This is a genomic window from Gilliamella sp. W8145 (assembly GCF_016101145.1).
GTDB classification, from domain to species: domain Bacteria; phylum Pseudomonadota; class Gammaproteobacteria; order Enterobacterales; family Orbaceae; genus Gilliamella; species Gilliamella apis_A.
The window spans coordinates 1339698-1365881 of record NZ_JACFRC010000001.1 but is presented as its reverse complement, the minus strand read 5'-3'; the positions used below and the strand labels follow the sequence as shown (position 1 = coordinate 1365881).

Below are 26184 nucleotides of genomic sequence, written 5' to 3'. Positions count from 1 at the left end.
TACTAATCACCCCAATATATTCTCTATTCATTCCGAATTAAGTTTTTATGTAAAAGAAGGAGCAGAATATGACAACAATTGTCAGTGTTCGTCGTGAAGGTCAAGTCGTTATTGGTGGCGATGGACAAGTTACATTAGGTGAGCGCATTATTATGAAAGGTAATGCTCGTAAAGTTCGCCGATTGTACAACAACAAAGTGATTGCAGGATTTGCTGGAGGTACTGCTGATGCTTTTACGCTATTTGAATTATTTGAGAGAAAGCTAGAAATGCATCAAGGTCATTTAACTAAGGCTGCTGTAGAGCTAGCTAAAGATTGGCGGACAGATAGAATGCTTCGTAAATTAGAAGCACTACTTGCCGTTGCAGATGAAAGCGCATCGTTGATTATCACCGGTACTGGAGATGTAATTCAACCAGAAGATGATTTGATAGCGATTGGATCTGGTGGACCTTATGCTCAAGCAGCTGCAAGAGCCTTATTGGATAATACCTCATTATCTGCACATGATATTGTGCAAAAATCTCTATCAATAGCGGGTGATATTTGTGTTTACACAAATAACTTCCAAACTATTGAAGAGCTTAATTACTAATTAATCTGATTTAAGAGAAATACTACTATGTCTGAAATGACTCCTCGCGAAATTGTAAGCGAACTAAACCAACATATTATTGGACAAGATAAAGCAAAACGTTCTGTTGCCATTGCTTTACGTAATCGCTGGCGTCGTATGCAACTTGATGAAGCATTACGTCATGAAGTTACGCCAAAAAATATTCTTATGATCGGCCCTACAGGGGTAGGTAAAACTGAAATTGCTAGACGATTAGCTAAATTAGCTCATGCACCTTTTATTAAAGTAGAAGCTACCAAATTTACTGAAGTTGGTTATGTCGGTAAAGAAGTTGACTCGATTATTCGAGATCTTACTGACTCTGCTGTGAAAATGATTCGCCAAGAAGCTATCGAAAAAAATCGTAATCGAGCTGAAGAACTAGCTGAAGAGCGTATTTTAGATGTGCTTGTTCCACCAGCTAAAGATGGTTGGGGGCAAGTTGAAAATAATAATGATTCAACAGCTAGACAAGCATTTAGAAAAAAATTACGTGAAGGTGCACTTGACGATAAAGAAATTGAAATTGAAGTAGCTGGCGTCAATATTGGTGTTGAAATTATGGCTCCTCCAGGTATGGAAGAGATGACTAACCAACTACAGTCGATGTTCCAAAATTTAGGTGGTCAAAAAACTAAAGCGCGTAAAATGAAGATCAAAGATGCCTTCAAACAGCTAATAGAAGATGAGGCTGCGAAGTTGGTTAATCCTGATGATCTTAAACACGAAGCCATTGAAGCTGTTGAGCAAAATGGAATTGTATTTATCGATGAGATCGATAAAGTGTGTAAACGAGGTAATTCATCTGGACCGGATGTTTCTCGTGAAGGTGTGCAACGCGATTTACTACCACTTGTTGAAGGTTGTACCGTTTCAACTAAACATGGTTCAGTAAAAACTGATCATATTTTGTTTATTGCATCGGGCGCGTTCCAAACTGCTAATCCGTCAGATTTAATTCCTGAGTTGCAAGGACGTTTACCAATTCGAGTTGAATTACAAGCGTTAACTAGCGAAGATTTTGAAAGAATTCTAACTGAACCAAATGCATCATTGACAGTCCAATATAAAGCATTAATGGCAACTGAAGGCGTTAATATTGACTTTACACCGGATGGCATTCGTAAAATTGCTGAATCTGCTTGGCAAGTTAATGAACAAAATGAAAATATTGGTGCTCGTCGTTTGCATACAGTGCTTGAACGTTTAATGGAAGATGTCTCTTTCGAGGCCAGTGAATTGGGTGGTCAAACTATCACAATTGATGCTAAATATGTTAGTGATCATCTAGATAAGCTTGTTGCAGATGAAGATTTGAGCAAGTTCATTTTATAATAAAAGATGTTGTTAAATTAAAAGGTGAGTTAGATAACTCACCTTTTTTATCTTTATTATTTAGTTAATGAGAAATTTATTTCTTTAGTAATCCGCCTAATATATCGACTGCTTTAGACTTTAATTTGTCTTTGTCTTTGTCTTTGTCTTTATCCTTGCCATTGCGATTTTCTAATTTATCACGTAGTTTATCTAAACGCTGTTGTAATTTATCACTAAACACATCGGACAGTATTTGAGCTATATCTAACTGATAGCGTAAATTAGAAAACTGACCATATATACGTAGTGGTATAGTCACTTTCTGTAATTTGGCAATGGTGTCGCTTTTACTATTCCAACCACCAAGCAACTTGATATTTAAATTAACATCCAAATCATGATTAAGCATTCCCACTTTGCCTGAACCACTTATTATATCTAAGGTTTCTGAATTGGCATTGAGCGAATTAAGTTCTATATTACCTTGATTTAAATAAGCATTGGTGTTGATTTTATGAAACTCAGTATATTTCTTTTGATTACCCGATTTGTCATTGCCGTTGCCATATTTTGCAGCTGCACTTTCGATAATATTTTGAATATTAATGTTATTCAATTTAGCATTGGTAATGACAATATTCGCATTACCTTTGAGACTTTCTAATAATTTATTTGTTGTTAAGCTATTGGTTTCTAATATCCCTGAAGCATTAAATATACCATCTAGATCATACGCCATATCCATTTGTGTAAAAAATGAATTTAAATTAATATTGTTAATTTTGGTATTAAGTTTAATCTGCGGTGTTTTCTGTTTGCCGTTAGCAGTGCCAGTTGCGGTTATATGTCCGTTAGCAAAATCAAAATTTAAATCTTTAAATGTCGCTATTCCATCCTGATTATCAACGTTTAGTTTAACATTGTTCATGATAATTTTATTTGCTTTAATTTCCTTGATATTTATCGTTGTTTTGCTATCAAATGCATTAAGAATACTTAATTGATTATTATCTTTGGCAACACTAGAAACAACAGGTGAAGTTTGTTGTACGGGAATGTCTTTATTTGATTTTGCATTTTGTTGTAAAAAAGGCGTTAAATCTAATTTTTCTGAACTCAATTGTAAATCGACGTATGGTTTATTATCAAAACGAGTATTGATTTTACTGGTAAAATTATTGTCATTAACGGAAAAAACTAAGTTTTGGCTATTTAATTGCTTAGGGCTTTGTTGATAATTAAATACACCAGTTGCACTTCCTTTGAGTGCTTTGTTTGAACTCGCAATGCCGTTATAGCTGTAATCTAACTTTTTAAGGTCGATAATAGCTTTTTCTGGGAATTGAGTTAAATCGACATTGGCATTAACCGAATAAAATAGATCTTGCTGATTTTTATCAATATTTCCTTTTAATTCGATTGAAAGATTCTTATCGTTTTTTTGTTCTAATAACAAATTGATATTTCTGAAATTTATCAAATCATTATTATATTGTAATGCCACCGTACTATCGGCTATTTCAAATTTATTTAAGCTGAATTTCCAATTAGATACATTCTTTTTATTTTCAGATATATCTGTGTTTGGTTGCGATGAAGGAGTTAGAGTTTGGGTATATTTTTTAGCATTATCACCTTTACTTTCGTCAGTAATATTGATTAATGCTGATTTGATAAATACATTTTTAATCGCTAAATTTTTTGAAAAAAGAGGTAGAAGTTCAACATCAAGTCGCATATTGTCAGCAGTTAATAGCGGTTTTGTTGCACCGGTATCAGATAATTTAACTGCATCAGTTAAGATGCTGACCTGAGGCCAGATATGCCAGCGTAAATCACCTTCGATAGTTAATTCATAACCGGTTTTATCTTTTACTGTTTGAGATATATATCCGCGAAAATGATTTGGATCAACAAACACAATAAGGGAAACAATGCTGATAACAATAACCAAAATTAAGATAAATAGAATAACCAGTATTTTTTTTATCATATGAATGTTCCTATATTAAGGTTATGAATGTTATTAATCTTTATCAATACGACTGGCAACAGCGCCATGTTGGTCTTTATATTTAGCATCTTGTCTTCGATTATATGGCCGTGCGGCTGGGCCACTAAGGGTTTCAAAACTTAGTGCACCAATGGTCATGCCTGGTCTTAGTGCTACTGGGATTTTTCCAGAATTGTAAAATTCTAAAACGATCTGTCCATGCCAGCCTGGATCAATGCGATGGGCAGTAACGTGAACCATAAGTCCTAGACGCGCTAACGATGAACGCCCATCTAACCAACCAACTAAATCATCAGGGATGGTTACCGATTCAAGCGTTACGGCTAAAGCTAACTCGCCAGGATGTAAATAGAAAGCATCACCTTCAGATAGTATCATCTCTTCGCTCATGACACGCTCTAAAACAGCAGAAACTTCTTCTTTTGGACCACTTAAATCAATATAGGGGGTAGTATGTTCTTTAAAAGTACGAAATTGATTACCAAGTCGAACGTCAACAGTTGCACCATTAATACAACTTAGTTCTGGTTGTGGCGTGATTTTTAATTTACCACTATCTAAATATGCTTCAATATCACGGTCACATAATCTCATAAGTTATCCTTAATTCTGCTTTTTAACGTATTCTAGCAGGTTCTTTTGTTGACGTCGATGTTGGTAAATTAAGGTTTGATAACCCAAGCTCGGCCAAAATGATTATAGTAACCAGCTTGTTTACCAGCTTTATCACCAATGCCTAAATAAAGATCAAAATGATGGCCTTTAATTGCACCACCAACATCAAGAGCCACCATCAATCGTACTTCTCGTCTACCACGATACTGACCATCATTATCAAGAAGTGGTACATCCACTAATACGACAGAACCTGTTGGTACTAATAATTTATCTGATGCTACAGAAGCATTAGCAATTAAAGGTACTGCTGCAGATCCTTTTACTTCAGCATTATATTGTGGTTTAAAAAAGACAAATGATCGGTTTTGAATCAATAGCGTTTTAAGTTGTTTTTCACTTTTATTTTTAGCCCAATTTTTAATTGCTTGAATGGACATATCTTCCTTGGCTATTTCTCCCTGCTCAACTAATAAACGCCCGATACTTGAGTAACCGTGACCATTTTTACCACCATAACAGAAGAAAACTAATGGTGTGCCATCTTCAAAATCAATATAGGCACTTCCTTGTACTTCCATTATAAAGTTATCCATTAATGAATTACTGTAAGCAATTTCGAGCCCTTTACCGGTTAATGCTCCATTATAGATTTGTTCACGACTTGGTAAGCGACCTTTGGACTTAGCTGGCATTCTATAAATTGGATATTTAAATTCACCGGTTGGTTGGTGTCTAGCTTTGATTACCGGAGTATAATAACCAGTTAAATGAACATTGCCATATCCATCTTTACCTGCCATTTCATAGCTTTTTAGCCCTACTTTATGGAATTCTGCTGAACCTAGCGAGCGATTAATCCAAGCGTCAACAGCTTTATAAATATGTTCATTTCTCTGATACAGCGAAGGTGATGTTGTTCTTAATTTTTCAACTTGAATAGTATAATCAGAAATATTGACTGGAACGGCTAACTGCGGATGGCTGATATTGAAATCATTGGCTAGTTTTCCATCTCTAAATTGCTTACTTTTTGCATTTGAATCACTTTGACACCCAGTCAATAATGATAGAATTAATAAAATAGATAATATGAAAATATTAGATTTACAGTTGTTTTCTTTCATTTTGAATAATTTATTGTAGTTAGTTATATGATATAGTTGGTTATGCTACACAATTATATTATAAGAGACTATCAATAATTATTAGAATGTCATAAAAAGTTTTGATAACGATTCAGCTTGCGATTTGAGGCTATTAACTTTATAGTCATCTATTCCACATAAAAATAGAAAATTGTAAAAACGATAGGTAATCAATAAGATGAACACTACGTCTTCAAATCAAGATCTTAAGCGAAATCTCTCCAGCCGACACATTCAATTAATAGCAATTAGTGGTGCAATTGGTACGGGTTTATTTATGGGCTCAGGAAAGACGATTAGTCTTGCTGGACCATCTATTATTTTTGTCTACATGATTATTGGGTTTGTTTTATTTTTTGTTATGCGAGCAATGGGCGAAATTTTATTGTCCAATTTGAATTATAAATCTTTCAGTGATTTTGCTAACGATTTATTAGGTCCGTGGGCAGGTTTTTTTACTGGTTGGACCTATTGGTTTTGTTGGGTTATTACTGGAATTGCTGATGTTGTGGCTATCGCAGGATATGCACAGCATTGGTTTCCTGAGCTACAAGCGTGGATCCCGATGCTACTTACTGTCATCGTTCTATTAACCTTGAATTTGTTGACGGTAAAAATGTTTGGTGAAACTGAGTTTTGGTTTTCGATGATTAAAATTGTCGCTATTTTAGCTTTAATTGCTATTGGACTTGTTTTAGTTGTTACCGCCTATCATTCGGAACAAACTAATACTACTGCTGCATTTTCTAATCTTTGGCAATATGGTGGTTTCTTCCCTCATGGTACTATGGGTTTTTTTGCAGGTTTCCAAATTGCAATTTTTGCTTTTGTCGGGATTGAGTTAGTTGGAACGACGGCAGCTGAAACCCTCGATCCGAATAAAAATTTACCTCGAGCGATCAATTCCGTGCCAGCCCGTATTATTTTCTTCTATGTCTTTGCGTTGATTATCATTATGAGCGTAACGCCTTGGCAATTTATTTCACCAAATAAAAGTCCATTTGTTGAGTTGTTTACATTAATTGGCTTACCTGCTGCAGCCAGTGTTATTAACTTTGTGGTACTTACTTCAGCTGCCTCTTCTGCTAATAGTGGTATTTATTCAACCAGTCGAATGTTATTTGGCCTTGCTAAAAAGCAGGATGCACCTGAACCATTTGGTAAATTATCAAGACGTTCTGTTCCTGCTAATGGCTTGCTATTTTCATGTACTTGCTTGTTTGGTGGGGTAGTACTGATTTATTTAGTACCTAATGTTATGGAAGCATTTACCATTGTAACGACTATTTCTGCAATATTATTTATGTTTATTTGGTCGATGATTTTAATTTCTTATATTGCCTATCGTCGTAAAAAAGCTAAATTACATCTAGAATCACAATTTAAGATGCCGGGTGGCGTTTTAATGTGTTTTATTTGCCTTGCTTTTTTTGCTTTTGTGATTGTGTTATTAACTTTTGAAACAGATACTTGCCAAGCACTTATGGCAACACCTATTTGGTTTGTTCTTTTAGGTATTAGTTACTATATTCGATCATTAAAACGGGTATAACTTTTAATTCTTAGTCGGCAGGTTGCCTGCCGATTATCTCCTCATATCTTATTTTTTTGTTTGGTTAGGCCAAATAACACTCGCAATAATACCTAACAATAATATACCTAATACCACATAAAGACTGGTGGTTGGGCTAATACTAATTCCATAACCAAATAGATGTTCAGTTGCATTTAAAGCAAGTTTTGCGGCAATAAAAAATAATAGGCAAATTACTGCTTTACCTAAATGAACAAGATATTGTTGCATTGCCTCTAAAACAAAATACATGGTTCGTAAGCCTAAAATAGCGAATATCATTGCACTATATACAATTAATGGCTCTTGGCTAACCGCAATTACTGCAGGGACCGAATCAAATGCAAACATAACATCACTTAACTCAATCACAACGATACATAAGAAGAGTGGTGTTGCATATAATGCACTTTTGGGCATTTTGCTGGTCAGTTCACTATTCTCTGGTTTGGCTAGTTCTATGTTGAGTTGTTTTTGCGTTAATAAGAAATGGTGCCCGACTATTTTAGGGTAGGAAGGAAAAATACGTTTAGCAATACGATAAGCAAAATGTTCTGAATAATCTTTTATCTCATCATCATTGCCTTGGTTTTTTAGCATCATCAATCCAGTTAAGGCAACCACGACAGAGAAAACCAGCTCCATCCAAGGCCCTAAGGATAATAGACCAGTACCAATAATGACAAAAACAGCTCGGAAGATGATTGCACCAATTACTCCCCAATAAAGTAACCGATGTCGATAATTGTTGGGGATAGCAAACCAAGAAAACAGTGCCATAATAACAAATAAATTATCAACAGAGAGTGCTTTTTCAAGTACATAACCAGTAATAAACAGGCTAGCTATTTCACTACCGTGATGTATATACAGATACAGCGCAAATCCTAACGCCACGAAAATCCAAAATAAAGACCACATAACTGCACTAGTTAAGCTAATGGGCTTATCATTATGATGAGCGTATAAATCAATTATAATCGCAGCTAAAGCCAAAACGATAAACATCAGCACGGTTTCAATGGGAAAGCCTAATGAATGTTGAATCATAGCTATGTTACCTATATTAAGTTATTTTTTTGAAATAAATAGAAAAATATTATGAGTATTGATATTTGGAACATATTTTTAAAAGTGATTGAGTATATATTGATAGGCCAAGCAAAAAAAGATATATTTATCATCTTTACTTAACTATCATTATTCAATACTCATGTGAGCATACGTTCATGACTAATATAAAGGTATCTTTTTTCTTCATTGTTACTTTTTTTTCATGTTTATTACCAGCACAGTCAGTGGAACCATATATCTCATCCTTACCTAAAGGAAGTGATTTATCCATTTTAGTGCAAACTGTTGAGGGAAAACCTAAAACTTTAGCAAAATACAAAAGTGATCAATTTAAACAACCTGCTAGTACGCAAAAAGTAATAACGGCATTAGCTGCACAACTTGAACTTGGCGATAATTTTCGGTTTATTACTGGTATGTATACCAATGGTTCTCTAAATAATAAACAGCTTAGTGGTGATCTTATTATCAAGTTGAGTGGGGATCCAACTTTTAATCGTGCTAGGTTAAAGAATATGATTACCGCTTTACGTCAAAAAGGCGTAGAAAAGATCTCAGGTAATGTTATTTTAGATACTTCTATTTTTGCTAGTCATGATAAAGCAGAAGGTTGGTCATGGAATAATTTAACTGCTTGTTATAATGCCCCTGCATCGGCAGCAACAATTGATGATAACTGCTTTGTTGCAACCATTACTCCAGGTAAAACTGGTTCCAAAGCTTCGATATCAGTATCACCTAATATACCGGTTATGGTTACAGGTGATGTCAGAACAATTGCTGCCAATAGCAAAGATTTAAATGATAGATATTGTGAACTTGATGTTAGTGCTGATAAAAATCGTTACCATTTATCTGGTTGTATCGCGTCGAATGCTGATAAAACACCATTAAAGTTTGCGGTAATTGATCCAACCGAATATTTTTCAACAATTTTAAAAAATGAACTAAAACAACAAAAGATTACTTTTAATGGTCGAGTTGTTGAAAGAAAACAAAAAGCAGCAGGTGGGTTAACATTACTGACTTCAAGCCAATCAGCGCCACTTTCAGAGTTATTAACCGTCATGCTCAAAAAATCAAATAATTTATATGCTGATACTATTTTTAGAACCTTAGGTGCGCATTATTATAATGTGTCTGGAACTTGGCGTAATGGTGGTGATGCGGTAAAACAAATTTTACGTAAAAAAGCCGGAATTGATTTAGAAAATTTAGTTATTGCCGATGGTTCTGGTTTATCACGTCTAAACTTGGTTAGTGCGAATAAATTAATGGAGATTTTGCAATATATTTCTGTACATAATAATCAATTAGCTTTTATTGAAAAATTACCGATTGCTGGCGTAGATGGAACGTTACAAAATCGTAAAAGTTTTAATCAAGCTCCATTTAAAGAAGCAGTTATGGCTAAAACGGGTTATATTCAAGGTAGCTATAATTTAGCTGGGTTTATTCAAAAATCAGATGGTCGTTATATTGCCTTTGTTCAGTTATTATCCGGCTATCGAGCTGATAGTCAAGGTGAGCCCAAAAATGGTGCAATTATGCGATTTGAATCTGAATTTTATAAAAACTTTATTAATTAATATATAGAATTAGTATAAGGGCGATGTTTAATCGCCCTTATATTTTTAGTTAGAAATTATCCGCTAGGAAGCCACCACTTTGATGTTTCCAAAGTTGTGCATAAAGACCATTTTTACTGAGTAATTCTTGATGTGTTCCTTGTTCAATGATTTTACCTTGATCTAACACGATTAATCGATCCATTGCTGCGATCGTTGATAAGCGATGGGCAATAGCAATAACCGTTTTACCTTCCATTAAGGTATATAAACTTTCTTGGATGGCTTGTTCAATTTCAGAATCCAGTGCACTTGTAGCTTCATCTAATAACAGTATTGGTGCATTTTTTAAAATAACACGAGCAATAGCAATCCGTTGACGTTGTCCGCCAGATAATTTAATTCCTCGTTCACCAACAAAAGCATCGTAGCCAGTTCTACCATTAGCATCAACTAAACCTTCAATAAAACTGTCAGCATGGGCTTTTTGGGCAGCGATTATCATCTCTTGTTCAGTAGCATGATTATTTCCGTATAGTAAATTGTCTCTTACTGAACGATGTAACAGAGACGTATCTTGGGTTACCATACCAATTTGAGCACGTAAACTCTCTTGATTTACTTTAGTAATATCCTGACCATCAATGGTGATCTCACCATGTTGTAAATCATAAAATCGCAACAATAAATTGATTAATGTTGATTTGCCAGCTCCAGATCTGCCAACTAAACCAATTTTTTCCCCAGGTTTGATGGTTAAATTTAAATTCTCAATAATTGCATTATTTAGTTTTTCATCGTAACTGAAATCTATCTGTTTAAATTCAATTTTACCTTCAGTTACTTTAAGTGTAGGTGCATTTGGTTGATCAACAACCGTTTTCGCTGCAGAAAATGTATTAATACCATCTTTAACTACGCCAATGTTTTCAAATAATGAAGCCATTTCCCACATAATCCAATGTGAAAATCCATTTAATCTTAGCGCTACTGCGGTTGTGGTTGCAATTGCACCGACACCAACGAAATCATTGCTCCATAACCATAATGATAAGCCGGTAGTGCCCAGTACTAGGAAAATAGACAATAAATGATTAACAATTTCAAAGCTACTGACTAAACGCATTTGCTTATTAACTGTAACCATAAATTCATCCATCGATTCTTGTGCATATTTTGCCTCATTACCTGCATGAGAAAACAGTTTTACCGTCATGATATTTGTGTAAGCATCTGTTACACGGCCAGTCATGGTTGAACGCGCATCTGCTTGCATACTTGCTACTTTACTTAATCGTGGAATGAAGTAATACATAGCAATGCCATAAAAAAAACACCAGACTATAAATGGAACTAATAACCAAAGATCTAATTGACCTATGATTGTTGCCATGGTGATAAATGAAATTAGAACATAAATAAAGATATCAGCGACTAAAAAGCAAGTATCTCTTACAGCAAGTGCAGTTTGCATGACTTTTGCTGATATTCTACCGGCGAATTCATCTTGAAAAAAACGCATGCTTTGATTTAGTACTAATCTGTGCAAATTCCAACGTAAACGCATTGGAAAATTTCCAGCTAAGCATTGATGCTTAATGATGGTTTGTAAGGCAATAATAATCGTGCTAGCTAATATAATGATGGCAAATACGATTAAAGTTGTTTTTTCTTGTTGCCAAAATTGATTTGGTGATGCAGCAGCAAGCCAATCAACAACTTTACCAAGTGCTGCATATAAAAATGCCTCAAATGCACCAGCTAGTGCACTCAATATTATTAATAGTAATAAGAAACAGCGAGTTCCTTGAGTGGATTGCCAAATAAAGCTAAAAAAATCTTTAGCCATTGGTTGTGGTTCATCTTTGGGGTAAGGTGATACCAATTTTTCAAAAAATCGATACATAGTTGACCTAATTAGTTAAAAGGTTATTCACTGATAATTTATCAATGATATAAAAAGTGAGGTTTGTGTTGCTAAATACTTATTGCTGTAGTTGCAAACATAAATCTGAAATTAGTAAATTAAAATCACTTGAATATATACCTATTAAACTGATGTTATGTGTTATGAAAAACGTAACGTTTTGAGGAAAGGGGTTTTTATACTTTCCTCATGTAATAAATTATATCTTGAAAAATTTTAGATTACTAATAATTGTCTTAAAAGACATCTTTGATAACTTGCACTACTCGGCCGACAATGTTGTATTTTTCAAAATGAGCTTTAGGTACTTCAATTGTTGGGTATTGATCATTATTACAGATTAATATCCAATTACCGAGAGTTAAGCGTATTTTTCTTAATAATGTAAAATTTTCATATTCTAATAAATAAATAGCACCATCAATAATTTCGTTTACATCGGTATTAATAATTAAGCCGTTATTATTTTCGATATCAGGCGCCATTAAATCACCTTTAGCCCAGTAAAGAATTAATTTTTTAATATCTAAACCGCGATGAGATGCCCAACCTTCAATTACAGGATAATTCATCACAGGAGGAGTTTCGCGAACATAACGTTGGTTTTGTGCTTCTTCTTTAGTTGGTAACTGTTTTTTATAAACGGGAATACGATAGATATTTTCATTATAGACTTCATCATCATCTTTAGGATTTAAAATTTCTAGCTTATAACCTGTTGCTAACCAGTTAAATGATACGTTACATTTCTCGGCAATCACTTCTAAACGGGTCAATGATGGATAAGTTTTTCCTGACAAATAATCACGAATTACTGTTTCTGACATATCACATTTTTTTGCAAAAGCGGATACAGATAGACCTTGCATTGAAGTATGGAGTCTGTCTTTAAAAGTTTTGACATTTTTATTTTTAATCATATTTATTTTTGTCTCGTTTTTATTTATTCATCCGATTTATGATTATATTGTATTTTTTATGAGTTTTATATAAGTGATTAAATGAATATTCTTAACATTATAGTTTTTAAATATGAATATTCTTTAAAGTTCGTTTTATATTTTGTTATTTTATTGAATCTTCATATAAAAACAAACATTTTTTGTTTTTTTAATAAATTTATTTCGTTGTTTTTTTTGTTGTGTTTCTTTGTTTTTCCGCGAGGTCGTTTTCCGATTTATGGGCTAAAAAAGGCTTTTTTTAGTGAGTAAGTATTGAATAAATATGCTTAAATTACATTTGTGTCATTTTCTGTTTGTTTTGTTAATATTTTATTAACGCTATTTATTATTCGTGTAAATTTGATTATTTTCGCTAAAATCCAAATAAAAACGTTGACTGAGGCGAAAAAAAATGGATAATAAGCTGCGTAAGGATTTTTCATTGTTTTCTTTCCTTATATTCCTTATATTTCATGTTGGCCTGCATAATTTTTATGCAGGTCTTTTTTTTATTTAAAATTAACTTGTCATGAAATCCCAGTTTAAAAAGAGTATAATTAATTCCATTATTTAAAATCTATTTGCTGAGTAACAGAGTCCAAATAGAGATATATCTTTAAAAGAGGTTTTAATTATGTCATTTAGCATCCCACATCTTTTGGTCTTTCTAGCTGTAGTTGTGTTAATTTTTGGAACCAAAAAATTACGCAATTTAGGTTCTGATCTTGGCTCAGCATTAAAAGGTTTCAAAAAAGCAATGAATGATGATGAAGTTGAAACCAAAAATGATAATAAGCTTGATAAGCAATAACAAAATATTGATATGAAAACGCAATTCGATGTCGCCATTGTTGGTGGTGGATTAGTCGGTTTGGCTACAGCCTGTGCATTAAGCAGATACGATTTAACGGTAGCCATTATTGATACTAAAGTTGATGAATGGCAAGATTTTAATGTTGATGACATAGGTATAAGAGCATCGGCAATAAATGGTGCTAGTCAGCGATATTTTTCTCAAATTGGTATTTGGCATGATCTTTGTGCTAGCAATAGAGTTCATTCTTTTAGTGAAATTGGTGTTTGGGAAAAGAATGGTTTAGCTCATCTTTCGGCTTATGCTGAAGATTATGGTTATGAAAATCTTGGCTATATTATAGAAAATAATCTCATCGCTTACCATTTGTATCAACTTGCGGCAGCAACAGATAATATTACTATTTTCAATCAGGTGGCTATAGATAATAATTATACTGATGATTATGCCTTTTTGACCTTAGCAGATAATACGACTTTACAAGCTAAATTAATTATTGGTGCTGATGGTGCTCATTCTTGGTTACGTAGATATGAAAAAATATCAGTATTTGAGCGTAATTATCTTCACCACGCAGTGATTACTACTGTTGAAACACAATACCCTCATCAAGCATGCGCCAGACAGATTTTTTACCCGAATGGTATTGTTGCATTTTTACCGCTTTGGCAAGCTAATAAAAGCTGTTTGGTATGGTCAACTAAACCTGCACAAGCAGAAATTTTAACTTCGCTGACAGAATCTGATTTTTGCCACGAATTGTTCAAATTAGCAGGTGATAAAGTAGGGCAATGTCAGTTGGTTAATCCACGAATGGTCTTTCCATTAAAAGCTCGTTTTGCCAAACAATTTATTAAACACCGATTAGCCTTAATTGGTGATGCAGCTCATACTATTCATCCATTAGCAGGACAAGGCGTTAATTTAGGTTTTCAAGATTCTGCATTGTTGGTGGCTACTATTAAAAAGCTTATTGATGAGCAAAAAGATATTGGTTTAGTGGAAAACTTAAAATCATTCCAGTTTACTCGTCGTAAAGATGCATTAGTGATGCTAACAGCTATGCGAACGATCCAAGATATGTTTAATGGCGATAATGCCTTTAAAAAGATGGTTAGAACGGTTGGTATGAATGCTATTGACAACTTTTCACCAATAAAGAAACAGTTGATCAAATACGCCATGCAAATTTAATTTATTACTCATCCTGTATTTGTGAACACAGGATGAGTAGCTATTATTTGAAAGATATTTGATAAGACGTTGGTATAAATGGTGACGATGGAATTCGTAACGGCCAATAAGGATCTTTCAATAAACCCCGACCAATTCCAACTAAATCAGCATCCCCAGTGCTTAGCACATAATCGGCAACATAAGGATCTTCAAGCATACCAACAGTGATAATCGGTAAATCGGTTACCTGTCTAATTGCTCGGGCTAGATAAACTTGGTAACCAGCATGAAAATCAGGTGTGCGTTCTGGATCCAGTTTTCCATCTCCACCACCACTAACATCTAAAACATCGGCACCAGCTTGAGCTAATCGTTTGGCAATTTGGCAGCCATAATCAATATCATAACCGTTAGTACCGTATTCTTTAGCCGAAAAGCGCACAATTAATGGCATATCTTTTGGCATAACTGATTTTGCAGCTTTAATAACTTGTTCAGCGAATAATAATTTATCTTGACCATATTCATCGGTTCTTAAATTCGTTTTTGGCGAACAGAATTGATGAATCAAATAACCATGAGCACCATGTAATTCAATGGCATCAAAACCTGCTTCCACTGCTCGTTTCGTTGATTGTTTAAATTTTTCGATGATATCGATAATTTCATCTTTGGTTAATTCTCTTGGCATTTGGTATTGCCATTCCGGATTAGCTTCGACATTGCCATCATAGCGAGTTGCAGAACATGAAACTACATCAGACTCACCTAAAGCTTTTCGACCAGCATGGGCAATTTGAATAGCAATTTTACCATTTTGTGCATGAACAGCATCGACAATACCTTTCAGTTGATCGCGTTGTTTATCATTCCATAATCCCAAACAGTTAGGTGTAATTCGCCCATTAGGCGCTACATTGGTCATTTCTAAAATAATTAAGCCGACACCACCAATCGCCCGAGAAACGTAATGAACAAAGTGCCAATCATTAGCTAACCCATCTTTTGCTTGATATTGACACATTGGTGGCATAACGATGCGATTTTTGAGTGATAAATTTTTTACTTTAAATGGCGTATTAAGATAAGATATTTTTGCCATAAGTAACTCCTGTTTTAATAATGGTTCAAATACTAACTAGTTATATTAACAGATAAATAATATATGGTGTTTAATATCTGAAACTTAAAGAGGATAATGGTTAAAAACCCCGTTCCTCAAAATTTTTAGTTTAATTAAGCCTTATGTTTAGGATGGTGAACGGTTCTAAGATAATAGACCCAACAGAGTATACCTAAGAGTCCTAAAACGGTTCCGGAAATAATTATTGCTATCCAACCATAATTGCTATACAAGTAAGTAGAAGCAATAGAGCCTAACATACCACCGATAAAATAACTGACCATGTAACCAGTATTCATACGGCTACGAGCTTCTGGACGAATTTGATAAATAGCATTCATATTGGATACATGGGTAACTTGCACAGCAAAATCTAATAAGATTACACCAAAAATTAAGGCCACGAGAGAATACTTGGCAATAGAAAGCGGTAGCCAAGCAGCAAGTAATAATGTCAAACCAATGGAAGTGGCTAACCAGCCTTTTCCTTGATCTGATAATTTGCCTACGATGGGGGAACCTAATGCGCCTGCTGCACCAGCCAAACCGAACAAACCAATAATAAAGTCAGAATAATGATAAGGAGCATCACTTAATAAGAAGGCCAGAGGTGTCCATAATAATGAAAATAAAGCAAAGGAAATAATCGCTAACAATGACCTGATGCGTAAAACAGCTTCTTGTTTGTACAATGAACCAATTGACAATAACAGTTGGAAATAGTTAATGTCGATGTTGTTTTTATAAGTTGGTAATGATAACCAAAGTAATAAAGTGACTAAGGTCATAATTGACGAGGCAATCCAATAAACATAATGCCAATCGGCTATTGATGAAACAAAACCCGCAAATGTTCTACCTAGTAGAATACCAAGTAACATACCGCTCATTAGTGTGCCGACAATTTTACCTCGATGTTCAGGACGTGATAGCGTTGCAGCAAAAGGAATGAGTACTTGGGCAACGGTCGAAAATAGGCCTGTCATTGCAGTACCTAATATCAACATCCATAAATGCTTTGATATCGCACTAATTATTAGTCCACAGATTGATAATATCATTAATGTAAGTATTAGCTGTTTACGTTCAATTTTATCTCCGAGTGGGGTGATAAATAGTAAACCAACAGCATAACTAAATTGAGCTGCCATAATGATTAAACCTGCATGTTTAACTGCAATATGTAAATCATCAGTTATTGAGTGTAATAGCGGTTGTGCATAATAATTACTGGCAACTGTAATGCCAATGGCAAAAGCCATTAAAAAAACTAACCACGCAGATAGCCCTTGGGATTGTTTGCGACTCATAGTAAAAAGATAAGAAAATAAATAATGACTAATTATATATCAAAAGTTTATTAGATACTGTTAAATAGTGGTGTTTAAGCTAATTGATTCAATAAATTATAAACAGGCGTAGCTAAGCCAATTTTGGTATTCTCCGAGTTAAGTTTATACCAATAACCATTTGAATCCTCCAAACACTTAGTGTTATTTTTTATCTCACAGTAAATTGGGATAATATCTAAGTGAAAATGGCTAAACGTATGACGAAAGGCTATTAACTGTTTAGGTTTGCTGGTTTCAATACCATGCTTTTCCAGCCAGTCAGTTAATGCTTGCTCGCTTGAGAATTGTGGTAAACAATATAAACCCCCCCAAATCCCAGCCGGAGGTCTTTTTTCTAGCCAAATAGCTTTATTATGTTCAAGAATTAGAAAATAGGCCATTTTTTCAGGTATAGATTTTTTAGGTTTTTTGGTTGGATATTGTTGCCAACTGTCATTCTGATAAGCAAGGCATGAATAGTTTAATGGGCACAAATTGCATTTTGGTTTCGAACGTGTACAGACCATTGCGCCAATATCCATCATTGCTTGATTAAATTTTGCAACGTTATGTTTAGGTGTCACTTGTTCACTTAATTGCCAAAGTTGATTCTCAACAATTTTATTCCCTGGCCAACCTTCTATTGCAAAAGATCGGGTTAAAACTCGCTTAACATTGCCATCAAGTATCGGGTAATGTTGATTTTGTGATAGAGATAGAATGGCACCAGCGGTTGAACGCCCAACTCCCGGCAAGGCAATCACATCCTCAAATTTAGTTGGAAATTTGCCATCAAAATTTTCAGCGATAACCTGTGCTGCTTTATGTAAATTGCGTGCCCTAGCATAATAACCTAGCCCCGTCCAAAGATGTAATATGTCGTCAATTGGCGCTTTAGCTAAATCAGTAATTTTAGGAAATTGTGCAATAAAACGCTTAAAGTATGGAATAACCGTTGCTACCTGTGTCTGCTGTAACATGACTTCGGATAACCAAACATGATAGGGGCTTTTTTCAATTTGCCATGGTAGTGATTTTCTACCGTACTGTTCATACCAATCAAGTACAGCATTTGCAAAATTTTTTGTCATGCTAGTCATTACATAATAGCGGTAATTGAATCACTAGGATAACAGCCAAGTACTTTGGTATATAAAGTGATTGCAGCTAATTCTTTAAGCGCGACTTGCATTTCATAATCATGAACATTACCTTGTAGATCAATATAAAACATCTCTTCCCATGGTGTACCATGGATAGGTCGTGATTCAAGTTTTGTCATAACAATATTATGATTACGTAAAACGGATAGGGCATCAACTAGAGCACCTGCTTGTTGGCCAGTTTTCATTAAGATCGTGGTTTTAGCTGGAATTTGTTCGGAAACTTCGATTGGATCGCGCGCTAAAACAATAAAACGGGTAATATTCTCTTTTTGATTAGCAAAATTGTGCTCAAGAACCTGTAAACCGTATAATTCACCCCCGTCTTTGTTACCCATAGCAGCAATATTAGGTTGATTTAATTTAGCAACAGTTTCCATTGCTGATGAAGTGCTATCACAATAAACGATTTTCCAATGTGGATAATTTTCTAGGAAATTACTGCATTGTTGGAAAGGTTGCGGGTGGCTATAAATGGTATCTATTTGCTCAAGTTTAGCACTAGGAATGGCTAAAACGCAGTGATCAATCGGTAATGATAGTTCACCAATAATATGTAAATTGGTTTTTTGTAACAAATCATAAACTTCATTGATAGAGCCGGAACTAGAATTCTCTATTGGCAAAATTCCATAATCAACAACTTTTGATTCGATCTTTTCAAACACATCTTTAAACGTACTGCAGCTTGATTCAGTTAACTGATCAAAGTGGGTACTCGCATAACGGCGGGCTGCTGAATGTGAATATGATCCTTTGGGTCCTAAAAAGGCAATATTTGCTGAGGAAATAGCCCCTTGATTCAATTTTTCTTGTAAAAGTTTCTGTTGTAATAGCACTGAATCTTCAATAATAATTTGATACAGGCGCTTAATTAAAATATCATCAAGATTGTATTGTTTACCTTGTTCGATTAATGCCTTAATGAGTGAGCGTTCACGAGCTAAATCACGCAAAGGTATGTTAGCCGCTATTTTTGTTTGAATAACTTCGGTTGAAACTTGACGTCTTTCAGCAAGGATTTCAATTAATTTTTGATCGAGTCGGTTAATTTTGTCGCGTAAAGGCAATAAAGGATTGGTAGTCATATTCATTAATATAATAAAAAATAGATGGGCAATATTATAGCAAGCTAAAAAATAAAGGCACTATTAAAGTGCCTTTTTATTACTTTTGAATTATTAATTAATATTCTTCTTCAACTACTGCATTTTTTATACTGTCAAATGCACGGCGAGATTCGCCTTTATGTTGGATTTTATTCAGTTGTTTTTCAAGTTTAGCAACTAAGTCATTAATTGCAGCATACATATCTGAGTGTTTAGCGGAAGCAACTAGTGGCGAACCTTTGGTTGCAATTGTCGCATCAACAATAAATCCATCAGGTTCTTTAGATAAAATAAAGTGAGGGTTAATTAACAGTGCTCTCCATTTATCTAATTTCGAAAACTTATCTTCTAGATAGCTACGAATTGCAGGGGTAATATCCATTTGTTTACTGGTAATACTTAAAGTCATAATTGACCTCCACTATGTTTACTTACAAATTGAGCTAATATAATTATTCTATTGATTACATTGACAAATTTTTTGCAATTCGTCAATAGGTTATTTCAATTTGATTAAACTTTTTGTGAACTTTGTCTAAAATAATGAATCTCTAGTTAAGATTAACCTTTGTGAAACTGCTTTTAAACTATTTTTTATTATATACTGTAGTTTATTTGTGTTAATTTGAAGTATAAGTTGTGTTATTTAATGAGGAATATGTGAACTATTTAAATAATGTTAAGATTGTTTTAGTTGAAACTTCCCATACTGGTAATATGGGTTCTGCAGCTCGTGCAATGAAAACCATGGGATTAACTAATCTCTGTTTGGTTAATCCGATAATAAAGCCAGACTCTCAGTCTATTTCTCTGGCAGCTGGAGCCAGTGATATTATCAAACAGGCACAAATATTTTCCTCTTTAGAAGAAGCTGTTGCCGATTGTTCTTTAGTTATTGGTACTAGTGCTCGGCCACGAAGCCTACAATGGCCAAATTTAACACCAAAAGAGTGCGGGGATAAAATAATTGCCGAAGCTTCTCATCATGCTCAAGTGGCTTTAGTTTTTGGTCGGGAACGAGTTGGGTTAACTAACGATGAATTACAAAAATGCCACTTCCATGTCGGTATACCTGCTAATCCTGACTATAGCTCTTTAAATTTAGCAATGTCAGTACAAGTTCTTTGTTACGAAATCAGGATGTCGATGTTGTCTGCTCAAGACTCATTATCACAATTAGTTGATCAGAATGTAAATGACATACAATATCCTAAAGATCAAGATATTGAACGATTTTATCAGCATTTAGAGCAAACCTTATTACAAACAGGTTTTATTAATCCTAATCATCCGGGACAAATTATGGGGCGTTTACGAAGATTATTTACTCGTGCCCGTATTGAACAACAAGAACTGAATATATTAAGGGGAATTTTAACCTCAATAGATAAAAAATAGTTAATCTATCCCCTAGTAATTTTTTATTAAATCTAGGGGATTTTAGGTTTATTGCATTAACTTTTTTTACGCCAAGTTGTGCCGTTAGCACCGTCTTCTAAAATAATATTCATTTGATTGAGTTTATCTCGTGCCTCATCAGCTAAAGCCCAATTTTTACTAGCACGAGCATCATTACGTTGTTTAATTAAAGCTTCAATGAGTTGTGTTTCACTATCATCCTGATTACTACCTTGTAAAAATTTAACTGGATCTTGTTCAAGTAAACCAAGTACAGAAGATAAATAGCGTAACTCAGTAGCAAGTTCATTGGCTAGTTGCATATCATTTTCTGCTTTAGCTTTATTTATCTCTCGAGCTAAGTCAAACAAGGTTGAATATGCTTCTGGAGTATTGAAATCATCATTCATTGCCTGACAAAATTGTCGATAATAATCACTATCGGGTGTGTTATGTGGATAATGAGTATCAGTATCACGTAAAGCAGTATAAAGTCTTTCTAAAGCAGTTCTAGCTTGCTTTAAATTTTCCTCACTATAATTAAGTTGGCTACGATAATGACCTGATAATAAAAAGTAACGCACAGTTTCTGCATCATAATGCTCTAATACATCACGAATGGTGAAAAAATTATTAAGTGATTTAGACATCTTTTCTTGGTCAATCATCACCATACCTGAGTGCATCCAGTAATTTACATATTGACCATTATGGGCACAGGTTGATTGGGCGATTTCATTTTCATGATGTGGGAACATCAAGTCAGATCCGCCACCATGGATATCAAAATGATTGCCTAACTGATGACTATTCATAGCCGAGCATTCAATATGCCAACCTGGTCGGCCTTTACCCCATGGAGAATCCCAACTCGGTTCGTTAGGTTTTGACATTTTCCAAAGCACAAAATCCATTGGATTGCGTTTTACATCAACGACATCAACGCGAGCGCCTGCTTGTAACTGTTCTAAATTTTGACGTGATAAAATGCCGTAGTTAGGATCACTATCGACAGAAAACATAACATCACCATTATCAGCGATATAAGCATGCTCTTTTTTGATTAACTCTTCTACAAGCTCGATAATTTGCGACATATGACGAGTTGCACGAGGCTCTACATCAGGTCGTTTTATATTCAGTGCGTCAAAATCGGCATACATCTCTTTTAACATGCGATCTGTTAATTCATCACAGGTTTCGCCTTTTTCAAGCGCACGTTTAATGATTTTGTCATCAACATCGGTAATATTACGCACATAAGTCAGATCGTAACCTAAAAAACGTAAATAGCGAGTAACAACATCAAATGCAACAAAAGTACGACCATGGCCAATGTGGCAAAGATCATAAATGGTAACGCCACAGACATATAGTCCAACTTTATTAGCTGTAATAGGTTGAAATATCTCTTTTTCTCGAGTTAGTGTATTAAAGATTTTTAACATTATAAATTACTGCTCATGTCAGATTGTGATTAATCGTTAATATAACAAAAATCAGAGTATGGCGGAATGACTTTTGCTAATCTTAAAGATTAAAAACAGTACAAATAGTGATTGTATTAAAATTGTTTATGGTTTAATCAGTGCAGATTAAAATTGTTAGAAGAGGATTTGATTGAATCTGATATAAAATGACGAGTAAATGTCCTCGTCATTTTATTAAATAATTCTATTTTATTAACCGATAAATATAAATCAATAAAATAGCGCCAAGAACCGAAATAAATAAACTTGGGAAGTTAAAACCAGTTACACTACCCCAACCGAAGAATGTACTAATGTAACCACCAACTAATGCACCTGCCACACCAAGTAGAATGGTTTTAAGCACACCAACTTGTCCTAATGGCATAAAAAACTTAGCAATCCATCCAGCAATTAATCCTAGAATAATCCAGCTTAAAATACCCATGATAGTTTCCTTCGTCTAATTAAGTTAAAAGTTACTTTTTGTATAGCTTAAAACATATTGAAGATGAAAATAATCGTTGTGAAAGATATAACTAATTAATAAAACGTAATATTTACAGCTTTAAAAAAATTGTTATCAAAGAATGAAGAAAAATGATTAATACTAAGAACTGTGTGTAGCGATAAATGTATGTCACAGCATTACCTACAATAGCCTTCCATACAAATATTGAGTGTAGTTTACAATTATTTTTTCAAATATTCTAGAAATTTTTAGTATTGCTTAAGTGAAGATTAATATCATTATTTACAAGGAGCGATAATATAATCGCTCCCATTAAGTCATTATTCAAAAATAGTTTTGTGTAAAACTTTGATCACATCTTCTGCATCATTACTTCTTGCTAGTAAGCAAAGATTATGCGTACTAGCACCATAACAACATAGTCGAATAATAAAATCATCTAAAGCACCGAAAACTTCTTTTGCTATACCTTTAGTTGAGGTCAGATTATTACCAATTATAGCAATCAACGCTAAATCTTCTTCAACTTCAACATGGCAAACCGTTGATAACTCATCAAATAACGCTTTAGTTAATAAGCTGTTACCATTGGTATTTGTGCCTGTGGTATCAATGGTTAATGCAATGCTGACTTCAGAGGTTGTCACTAAATCGACCGAGATATTGTGTTTAGCCAATATAGTAAATACATTAGCTAAAAAGCCTTGTGCATGTAGCATATTTAAACTGGTTAAAGTCAATAATGTCTGTTGACGACGAAGTGCTAATGCTCTGAACGAAGGTAATGAAGATTTAATACTATGAGTATTATAGACAATAGTTCCTCCGTCTTGTGGTGCTTTGCTTGATCCAACAAATACCGGAATATTGCTACGCACCGCTGGTACTAGTGTTGCTGGGTGTAAAACTTTAGCGCCAAAAGTAGCCATTTCAGCGGCTTCGGCAAACGATATTTCATCAATACGTTTTGCAGCAGAGGTAATCCGAGGATCAGTGGTATAAATACCAGCAACATCGGTCCAGATATCAATTTGGGTAGCATTTAATGCTTCGCCAAGTAAAGCCGCTGTATAATCGCTTCCGCCTCGGCCTAAGGTTGTGGTTTTACCTGAACTTTCACTGCCAATAAATCCTTGAGTAACGACGATAGTTGCTGGATTGAGGGATTTTAAATGTGCACAACAGAGTTGTTTGATTTCATCAATTTTCGGTACTGCTTTACCAAATTTATCATCGGTGCGCATTACTTTACGGACATCAAACCAAATGGCATTTTTTTGTTGATGTTTTAGTATCTCAACAAACAGTTTTGATGACATTATTTCACCATGGCTAACTAATTCATCGGTTAATGCCGGTGAGGTTGCTAAACTTGCGGCTTCAGATAATGAAGCAATATTGGCAATAATTTGGTCGATTTCAGTGCGTAGAGCTTGATTTTCAGGTAGATTTTCTAAGATATTATATTGAATTGATTGAATTTTGGCGATGTGTTTTGCTCTGACATTAGCATCACGACCCTCAGCTAATGCTACCAATAAATTGGTTATACCTGCTGAGGCAGATAATACGACAACTTTGACATTAGGATTAGCTAGAACAATATTGGCACTGTTGACCATTGCTGGATAATCTGCAACGCTAGTACCACCAAATTTAGCAATTATAAATGATGTTTCCATGGATTCCTCATATTAAAAATTCTTATTTTTAACAGAGATAGAGCGGGCATGCCTTACTACCGTTTAAAAAACACATACCGTGAAGCGCTCCACCTGTTAGGGTGACAACCCAAGGGATTCAGCCCTTGTAGCCGATTCAATTGCTTTCTGGAATAACAATCGAACCTCGGCATTACACCCCCTTAATCATCTTTTTACGGTTCCAGTTCCTAAAATGATCTACCTGAGTAATGCGCCTCTTCTTTTTTTTGTAATATTGGTTACAAAATCAGTGTTATATAGGATTAACGATTTAACCAAGTGTGTCAATAGCTTAAATATTAAAAAAAATTATTGGTCTGGCTTAAAATAAATTCTTTTTTATAAGCTTCGCTCAAATAATTCAATAATAGTTTGATACAGTTTCTTAACCGAACAATCTTTAGTTGGAGTGCTAAAAATCGTATCATCACCAGCAATAGAGCCTAAAATTCCCTCTGATTTACCAATTGAATCTAAAAGTCTAGCAATTAGTTGAGCTGCGCCAGGACTGGTACGGATAACGACCATTGAACTATTGTAATCAATATCCAATACTAAATTCTTCAGTGGACTACTAGTGGTTGGTACGCTCATTTCGGCTGGTAAGCAGTAGACCATTTCAGATTTTGCATTGCGAGTTCTTACTGCGCCAAATTTGGTTAACATTCTGGATACTTTGGACTGATTTATATTATCAAACCCTTGTTCCTGTAAGGCCTGTACGATACCTATCTGAGAACTAAACTTTTCTTGTAATAACATTTCTTTAAAAGTTTTAGTGAGATCATTTTGTTTCATACTGTTCCTTTAAATTAAATTTATGACCTATTACGCCAGTAGTGTTTATTAATCATATTAACTCGTTATCTAAAATTACCTAATTATCATCTTAAATAACGTCATTATTGGCCATTAAGGTAATGTTGCTATTATCAATCTTACCAGCGCTGTTAAAAGATTAATTTACATAATTATGCATGATATTTGCATAAAATTAAAGATTAGATTTGCTAGCATTTTTAGGTCGAAAAGCTTGAACAACATGATTATGAGTTTCGATATAAGGGCCATCTAATAAATCAATACAATATGGAACACTTGCAAAAATACCTGTAACAATAGTATTTCCTTGTTCATCTTTCACGCCTTCAAGGGTTTCTTTGATTGATTTAGGCCTGCCTGGTAAGTTTAAAATTAAACATTGCTTTCTAATGACACCCACTTGTCTGGATAAAATTGCCGTAGGAACAAAATGCAAACTAATTTGCCGCATTTGTTCGCCAAAACCTGGCATTAATCGGTCAGCAATTGCTAAGGTTGCATCTGGAGTAACATCTCTAATTGCTGGCCCAGTACCGCCAGTAGTTAATATTAGATGGCATTGCAACTTATCTACTAATTCGCATAAAGTTTCTTCAATGATTAGTTGTTCATCAGGAATAATACGTTGTTCGGTAATAAATGGTGTTTTTAAGGCTGTTTGTAACCATGATAACAGCGCTGGAATACCTTCATCTTGATAAACGCCTTGTGATGCTCTATCCGATACTGAAACCAAACCAATTTTGATCATAACCTGTAATCCTTAATCTTATATTCATCTAATCATTATATTGTTAGCATTAAAAATTG

General features: G+C 34.4%; 23 protein-coding genes and 1 riboswitch. Of the genes, 7 read left to right on the top strand and 16 right to left on the bottom strand.

The window, feature by feature from the left end:
- The first annotated feature begins 68 nt into the window (after positions 1–68).
- Both hslV and hslU read left to right on the top strand, forming a co-directional pair.
- Positions 69–596 carry an ATP-dependent protease subunit HslV gene (gene hslV / locus H3T80_RS06075; RefSeq protein WP_025316169.1) on the top strand — a complete coding sequence of 176 codons (528 nt, stop codon included), beginning with the start codon at positions 69–71 and terminating at the stop codon, positions 594–596.
- 27 nt (positions 597–623) lie between these two features.
- The gene (hslU, locus tag H3T80_RS06070; RefSeq protein ID WP_198200725.1) at positions 624–1952 is read left to right on the top strand and encodes an HslU--HslV peptidase ATPase subunit; all 1329 of its coding nucleotides are present in this window, start codon (positions 624–626) and stop codon (positions 1950–1952) included.
- Between the two features lie 76 nt (positions 1953–2028).
- Here hslU and asmA read toward each other — a convergent pair whose 3' ends face one another.
- From asmA to mltA, 3 genes are all read right to left on the bottom strand, one after another.
- Positions 2029–3927 (bottom strand): outer membrane assembly protein AsmA, encoded by a 1899-nt coding sequence (gene asmA / locus H3T80_RS06065; protein ID WP_198200723.1) that lies wholly within the window; start codon positions 3925–3927, stop codon positions 2029–2031.
- Positions 3928–3960: 33 nt separating this feature from the next.
- Entirely contained in the window at positions 3961–4542 is a 582-nt protein-coding gene (gene dcd, locus H3T80_RS06060; RefSeq protein ID WP_065650757.1) for a dCTP deaminase, read from the bottom strand.
- Between the two features lie 68 nt (positions 4543–4610).
- Positions 4611–5690, bottom strand: a complete 1080-nt coding sequence (gene mltA, locus H3T80_RS06055) for a murein transglycosylase A (RefSeq protein WP_198200720.1) — start codon at positions 5688–5690, stop codon at positions 4611–4613.
- A 199-nt stretch (positions 5691–5889) separates the two neighbouring features.
- On the opposite strand from mltA, the gene cycA reads away from it, so the two are divergent.
- The gene (cycA, locus tag H3T80_RS06050; RefSeq protein ID WP_198200712.1) at positions 5890–7263 is read left to right on the top strand and encodes a D-serine/D-alanine/glycine transporter; all 1374 of its coding nucleotides are present in this window, start codon (positions 5890–5892) and stop codon (positions 7261–7263) included.
- Between the two features lie 48 nt (positions 7264–7311).
- Here the strand turns inward: cycA and H3T80_RS06045 are convergent, their stop codons facing one another.
- A complete protein-coding gene (locus tag H3T80_RS06045) occupies positions 7312–8334 on the bottom strand; it encodes a TerC/Alx family metal homeostasis membrane protein (protein ID WP_198200706.1) in 1023 nt (340 codons plus the stop codon).
- 179 nt (positions 8335–8513) lie between these two features.
- Here H3T80_RS06045 and dacB point away from each other — a divergent pair, with 179 nt between their 5' ends.
- A complete protein-coding gene (gene dacB / locus H3T80_RS06040) occupies positions 8514–9947 on the top strand; it encodes a serine-type D-Ala-D-Ala carboxypeptidase (RefSeq protein WP_198200697.1) in 1434 nt (477 codons plus the stop codon).
- Between the two features lie 49 nt (positions 9948–9996).
- On the opposite strand, the gene H3T80_RS06035 is transcribed toward dacB, so the two are convergent.
- Together H3T80_RS06035 and H3T80_RS06030 are read right to left on the bottom strand one after the other, a co-directional pair.
- Positions 9997–11832 carry an ABC transporter ATP-binding protein gene (locus H3T80_RS06035; RefSeq protein WP_198200695.1) on the bottom strand — a complete coding sequence of 612 codons (1836 nt, stop codon included), beginning with the start codon at positions 11830–11832 and terminating at the stop codon, positions 9997–9999.
- A gap of 257 nt (positions 11833–12089) precedes the next feature.
- Positions 12090–12773, bottom strand: coding sequence for a LexA family transcriptional regulator (locus H3T80_RS06030; RefSeq protein ID WP_110447271.1), 684 nt, complete (start codon positions 12771–12773; stop codon positions 12090–12092).
- A 655-nt stretch (positions 12774–13428) separates the two neighbouring features.
- Between H3T80_RS06030 and tatA the strand changes: the two genes are divergently transcribed.
- On the top strand, positions 13429–13605 hold the full coding sequence (gene tatA / locus H3T80_RS06025) for a Sec-independent protein translocase subunit TatA (RefSeq protein WP_081300038.1): 177 nt from the start codon (positions 13429–13431) through the stop codon (positions 13603–13605).
- 12 nt (positions 13606–13617) lie between these two features.
- On the top strand, positions 13618–14802 hold the full coding sequence (locus H3T80_RS06020) for an FAD-dependent monooxygenase (RefSeq protein ID WP_198200693.1): 1185 nt from the start codon (positions 13618–13620) through the stop codon (positions 14800–14802).
- Between the two features lie 43 nt (positions 14803–14845).
- Here the strand turns inward: H3T80_RS06020 and H3T80_RS06015 are convergent, their stop codons facing one another.
- The 5 genes from H3T80_RS06015 to raiA form a co-directional block, all read right to left on the bottom strand.
- Entirely contained in the window at positions 14846–15886 is a 1041-nt protein-coding gene (locus tag H3T80_RS06015) for an NADH:flavin oxidoreductase/NADH oxidase (protein ID WP_198200691.1), read from the bottom strand.
- 134 nt (positions 15887–16020) lie between these two features.
- Positions 16021–17217, bottom strand: coding sequence for an MFS transporter (locus H3T80_RS06010; RefSeq protein WP_198200689.1), 1197 nt, complete (start codon positions 17215–17217; stop codon positions 16021–16023).
- A gap of 74 nt (positions 17218–17291) precedes the next feature.
- Positions 17292–18329 (bottom strand): A/G-specific adenine glycosylase, encoded by a 1038-nt coding sequence (gene mutY / locus H3T80_RS06005; protein WP_198200687.1) that lies wholly within the window; start codon positions 18327–18329, stop codon positions 17292–17294.
- Positions 18330–18337: 8 nt separating this feature from the next.
- Positions 18338–19489 carry a bifunctional chorismate mutase/prephenate dehydratase gene (pheA, locus tag H3T80_RS06000; protein ID WP_198200686.1) on the bottom strand — a complete coding sequence of 384 codons (1152 nt, stop codon included), beginning with the start codon at positions 19487–19489 and terminating at the stop codon, positions 18338–18340.
- A gap of 97 nt (positions 19490–19586) precedes the next feature.
- Complete coding sequence (gene raiA / locus H3T80_RS05995; RefSeq protein WP_198200685.1) at positions 19587–19919, bottom strand: ribosome-associated translation inhibitor RaiA; 333 nt, start codon at positions 19917–19919, stop codon at positions 19587–19589.
- 308 nt (positions 19920–20227) lie between these two features.
- On the opposite strand from raiA, the gene trmJ reads away from it, so the two are divergent.
- Positions 20228–20908, top strand: a complete 681-nt coding sequence (trmJ, locus tag H3T80_RS05990; RefSeq protein ID WP_232350150.1) for a tRNA (cytosine(32)/uridine(32)-2'-O)-methyltransferase TrmJ — start codon at positions 20228–20230, stop codon at positions 20906–20908.
- Between the two features lie 56 nt (positions 20909–20964).
- Here the strand turns inward: trmJ and cysS are convergent, their stop codons facing one another.
- From cysS to mog, 5 genes are all read right to left on the bottom strand, one after another.
- The gene (cysS, locus tag H3T80_RS05985) at positions 20965–22356 is read right to left on the bottom strand and encodes a cysteine--tRNA ligase (RefSeq protein ID WP_198200684.1); all 1392 of its coding nucleotides are present in this window, start codon (positions 22354–22356) and stop codon (positions 20965–20967) included.
- Between the two features lie 226 nt (positions 22357–22582).
- Positions 22583–22825: a GlsB/YeaQ/YmgE family stress response membrane protein gene (locus H3T80_RS05980; RefSeq protein WP_065578554.1), complete on the bottom strand. Its 243-nt coding sequence runs from the start codon at positions 22823–22825 to the stop codon at positions 22583–22585.
- A gap of 344 nt (positions 22826–23169) precedes the next feature.
- Positions 23170–24531, bottom strand: coding sequence for a lysine-sensitive aspartokinase 3 (gene lysC / locus H3T80_RS05975; protein WP_198200683.1), 1362 nt, complete (start codon positions 24529–24531; stop codon positions 23170–23172).
- 74 nt (positions 24532–24605) lie between these two features.
- A riboswitch (Lysine riboswitch) is annotated at positions 24606–24780 on the bottom strand.
- Between the two features lie 111 nt (positions 24781–24891).
- Positions 24892–25350: a transcriptional regulator ArgR gene (gene argR, locus H3T80_RS05970; RefSeq protein ID WP_034905059.1), complete on the bottom strand. Its 459-nt coding sequence runs from the start codon at positions 25348–25350 to the stop codon at positions 24892–24894.
- 196 nt (positions 25351–25546) lie between these two features.
- Entirely contained in the window at positions 25547–26125 is a 579-nt protein-coding gene (gene mog, locus H3T80_RS05965) for a molybdopterin adenylyltransferase (RefSeq protein ID WP_198200682.1), read from the bottom strand.
- Positions 26126–26184: the final 59 nt, after the last annotated feature.

What these genes read in the sequence shown, in the direction of transcription:
- pheA (WP_198200686.1), bottom strand. Translation starts at nt 19,489, where the DNA reads ATGACTACCAATCCTTTATTGCCTTTACGCGACAAAATTAACCGACTC.
- hslU (WP_198200725.1), top strand. Translation starts at nt 624, where the DNA reads ATGTCTGAAATGACTCCTCGCGAAATTGTAAGCGAACTAAACCAACAT.
- argR (WP_034905059.1), bottom strand. Translation starts at nt 25,350, where the DNA reads ATGAAACAAAATGATCTCACTAAAACTTTTAAAGAAATGTTATTACAA.
- cysS (WP_198200684.1), bottom strand. Translation starts at nt 22,356, where the DNA reads ATGTTAAAAATCTTTAATACACTAACTCGAGAAAAAGAGATATTTCAA.
- tatA (WP_081300038.1), top strand. Translation starts at nt 13,429, where the DNA reads ATGTCATTTAGCATCCCACATCTTTTGGTCTTTCTAGCTGTAGTTGTG.
- hslV (WP_025316169.1), top strand. Translation starts at nt 69, where the DNA reads ATGACAACAATTGTCAGTGTTCGTCGTGAAGGTCAAGTCGTTATTGGT.
- dacB (WP_198200697.1), top strand. Translation starts at nt 8,514, where the DNA reads ATGACTAATATAAAGGTATCTTTTTTCTTCATTGTTACTTTTTTTTCA.
- H3T80_RS06015 (WP_198200691.1), bottom strand. Translation starts at nt 15,886, where the DNA reads ATGGCAAAAATATCTTATCTTAATACGCCATTTAAAGTAAAAAATTTA.
- mog (WP_198200682.1), bottom strand. Translation starts at nt 26,125, where the DNA reads ATGATCAAAATTGGTTTGGTTTCAGTATCGGATAGAGCATCACAAGGC.
- H3T80_RS06010 (WP_198200689.1), bottom strand. Translation starts at nt 17,217, where the DNA reads ATGAGTCGCAAACAATCCCAAGGGCTATCTGCGTGGTTAGTTTTTTTA.
- H3T80_RS06030 (WP_110447271.1), bottom strand. Translation starts at nt 12,773, where the DNA reads ATGATTAAAAATAAAAATGTCAAAACTTTTAAAGACAGACTCCATACT.
- H3T80_RS06020 (WP_198200693.1), top strand. Translation starts at nt 13,618, where the DNA reads ATGAAAACGCAATTCGATGTCGCCATTGTTGGTGGTGGATTAGTCGGT.
- H3T80_RS06045 (WP_198200706.1), bottom strand. Translation starts at nt 8,334, where the DNA reads ATGATTCAACATTCATTAGGCTTTCCCATTGAAACCGTGCTGATGTTT.
- cycA (WP_198200712.1), top strand. Translation starts at nt 5,890, where the DNA reads ATGAACACTACGTCTTCAAATCAAGATCTTAAGCGAAATCTCTCCAGC.
- H3T80_RS05980 (WP_065578554.1), bottom strand. Translation starts at nt 22,825, where the DNA reads ATGGGTATTTTAAGCTGGATTATTCTAGGATTAATTGCTGGATGGATT.
- raiA (WP_198200685.1), bottom strand. Translation starts at nt 19,919, where the DNA reads ATGACTTTAAGTATTACCAGTAAACAAATGGATATTACCCCTGCAATT.
- mutY (WP_198200687.1), bottom strand. Translation starts at nt 18,329, where the DNA reads ATGACAAAAAATTTTGCAAATGCTGTACTTGATTGGTATGAACAGTAC.
- trmJ (WP_232350150.1), top strand. Translation starts at nt 20,228, where the DNA reads ATGGGTTCTGCAGCTCGTGCAATGAAAACCATGGGATTAACTAATCTC.
- H3T80_RS06035 (WP_198200695.1), bottom strand. Translation starts at nt 11,832, where the DNA reads ATGTATCGATTTTTTGAAAAATTGGTATCACCTTACCCCAAAGATGAA.
- asmA (WP_198200723.1), bottom strand. Translation starts at nt 3,927, where the DNA reads ATGATAAAAAAAATACTGGTTATTCTATTTATCTTAATTTTGGTTATT.
- lysC (WP_198200683.1), bottom strand. Translation starts at nt 24,531, where the DNA reads ATGGAAACATCATTTATAATTGCTAAATTTGGTGGTACTAGCGTTGCA.
- dcd (WP_065650757.1), bottom strand. Translation starts at nt 4,542, where the DNA reads ATGAGATTATGTGACCGTGATATTGAAGCATATTTAGATAGTGGTAAA.
- mltA (WP_198200720.1), bottom strand. Translation starts at nt 5,690, where the DNA reads ATGAAAGAAAACAACTGTAAATCTAATATTTTCATATTATCTATTTTA.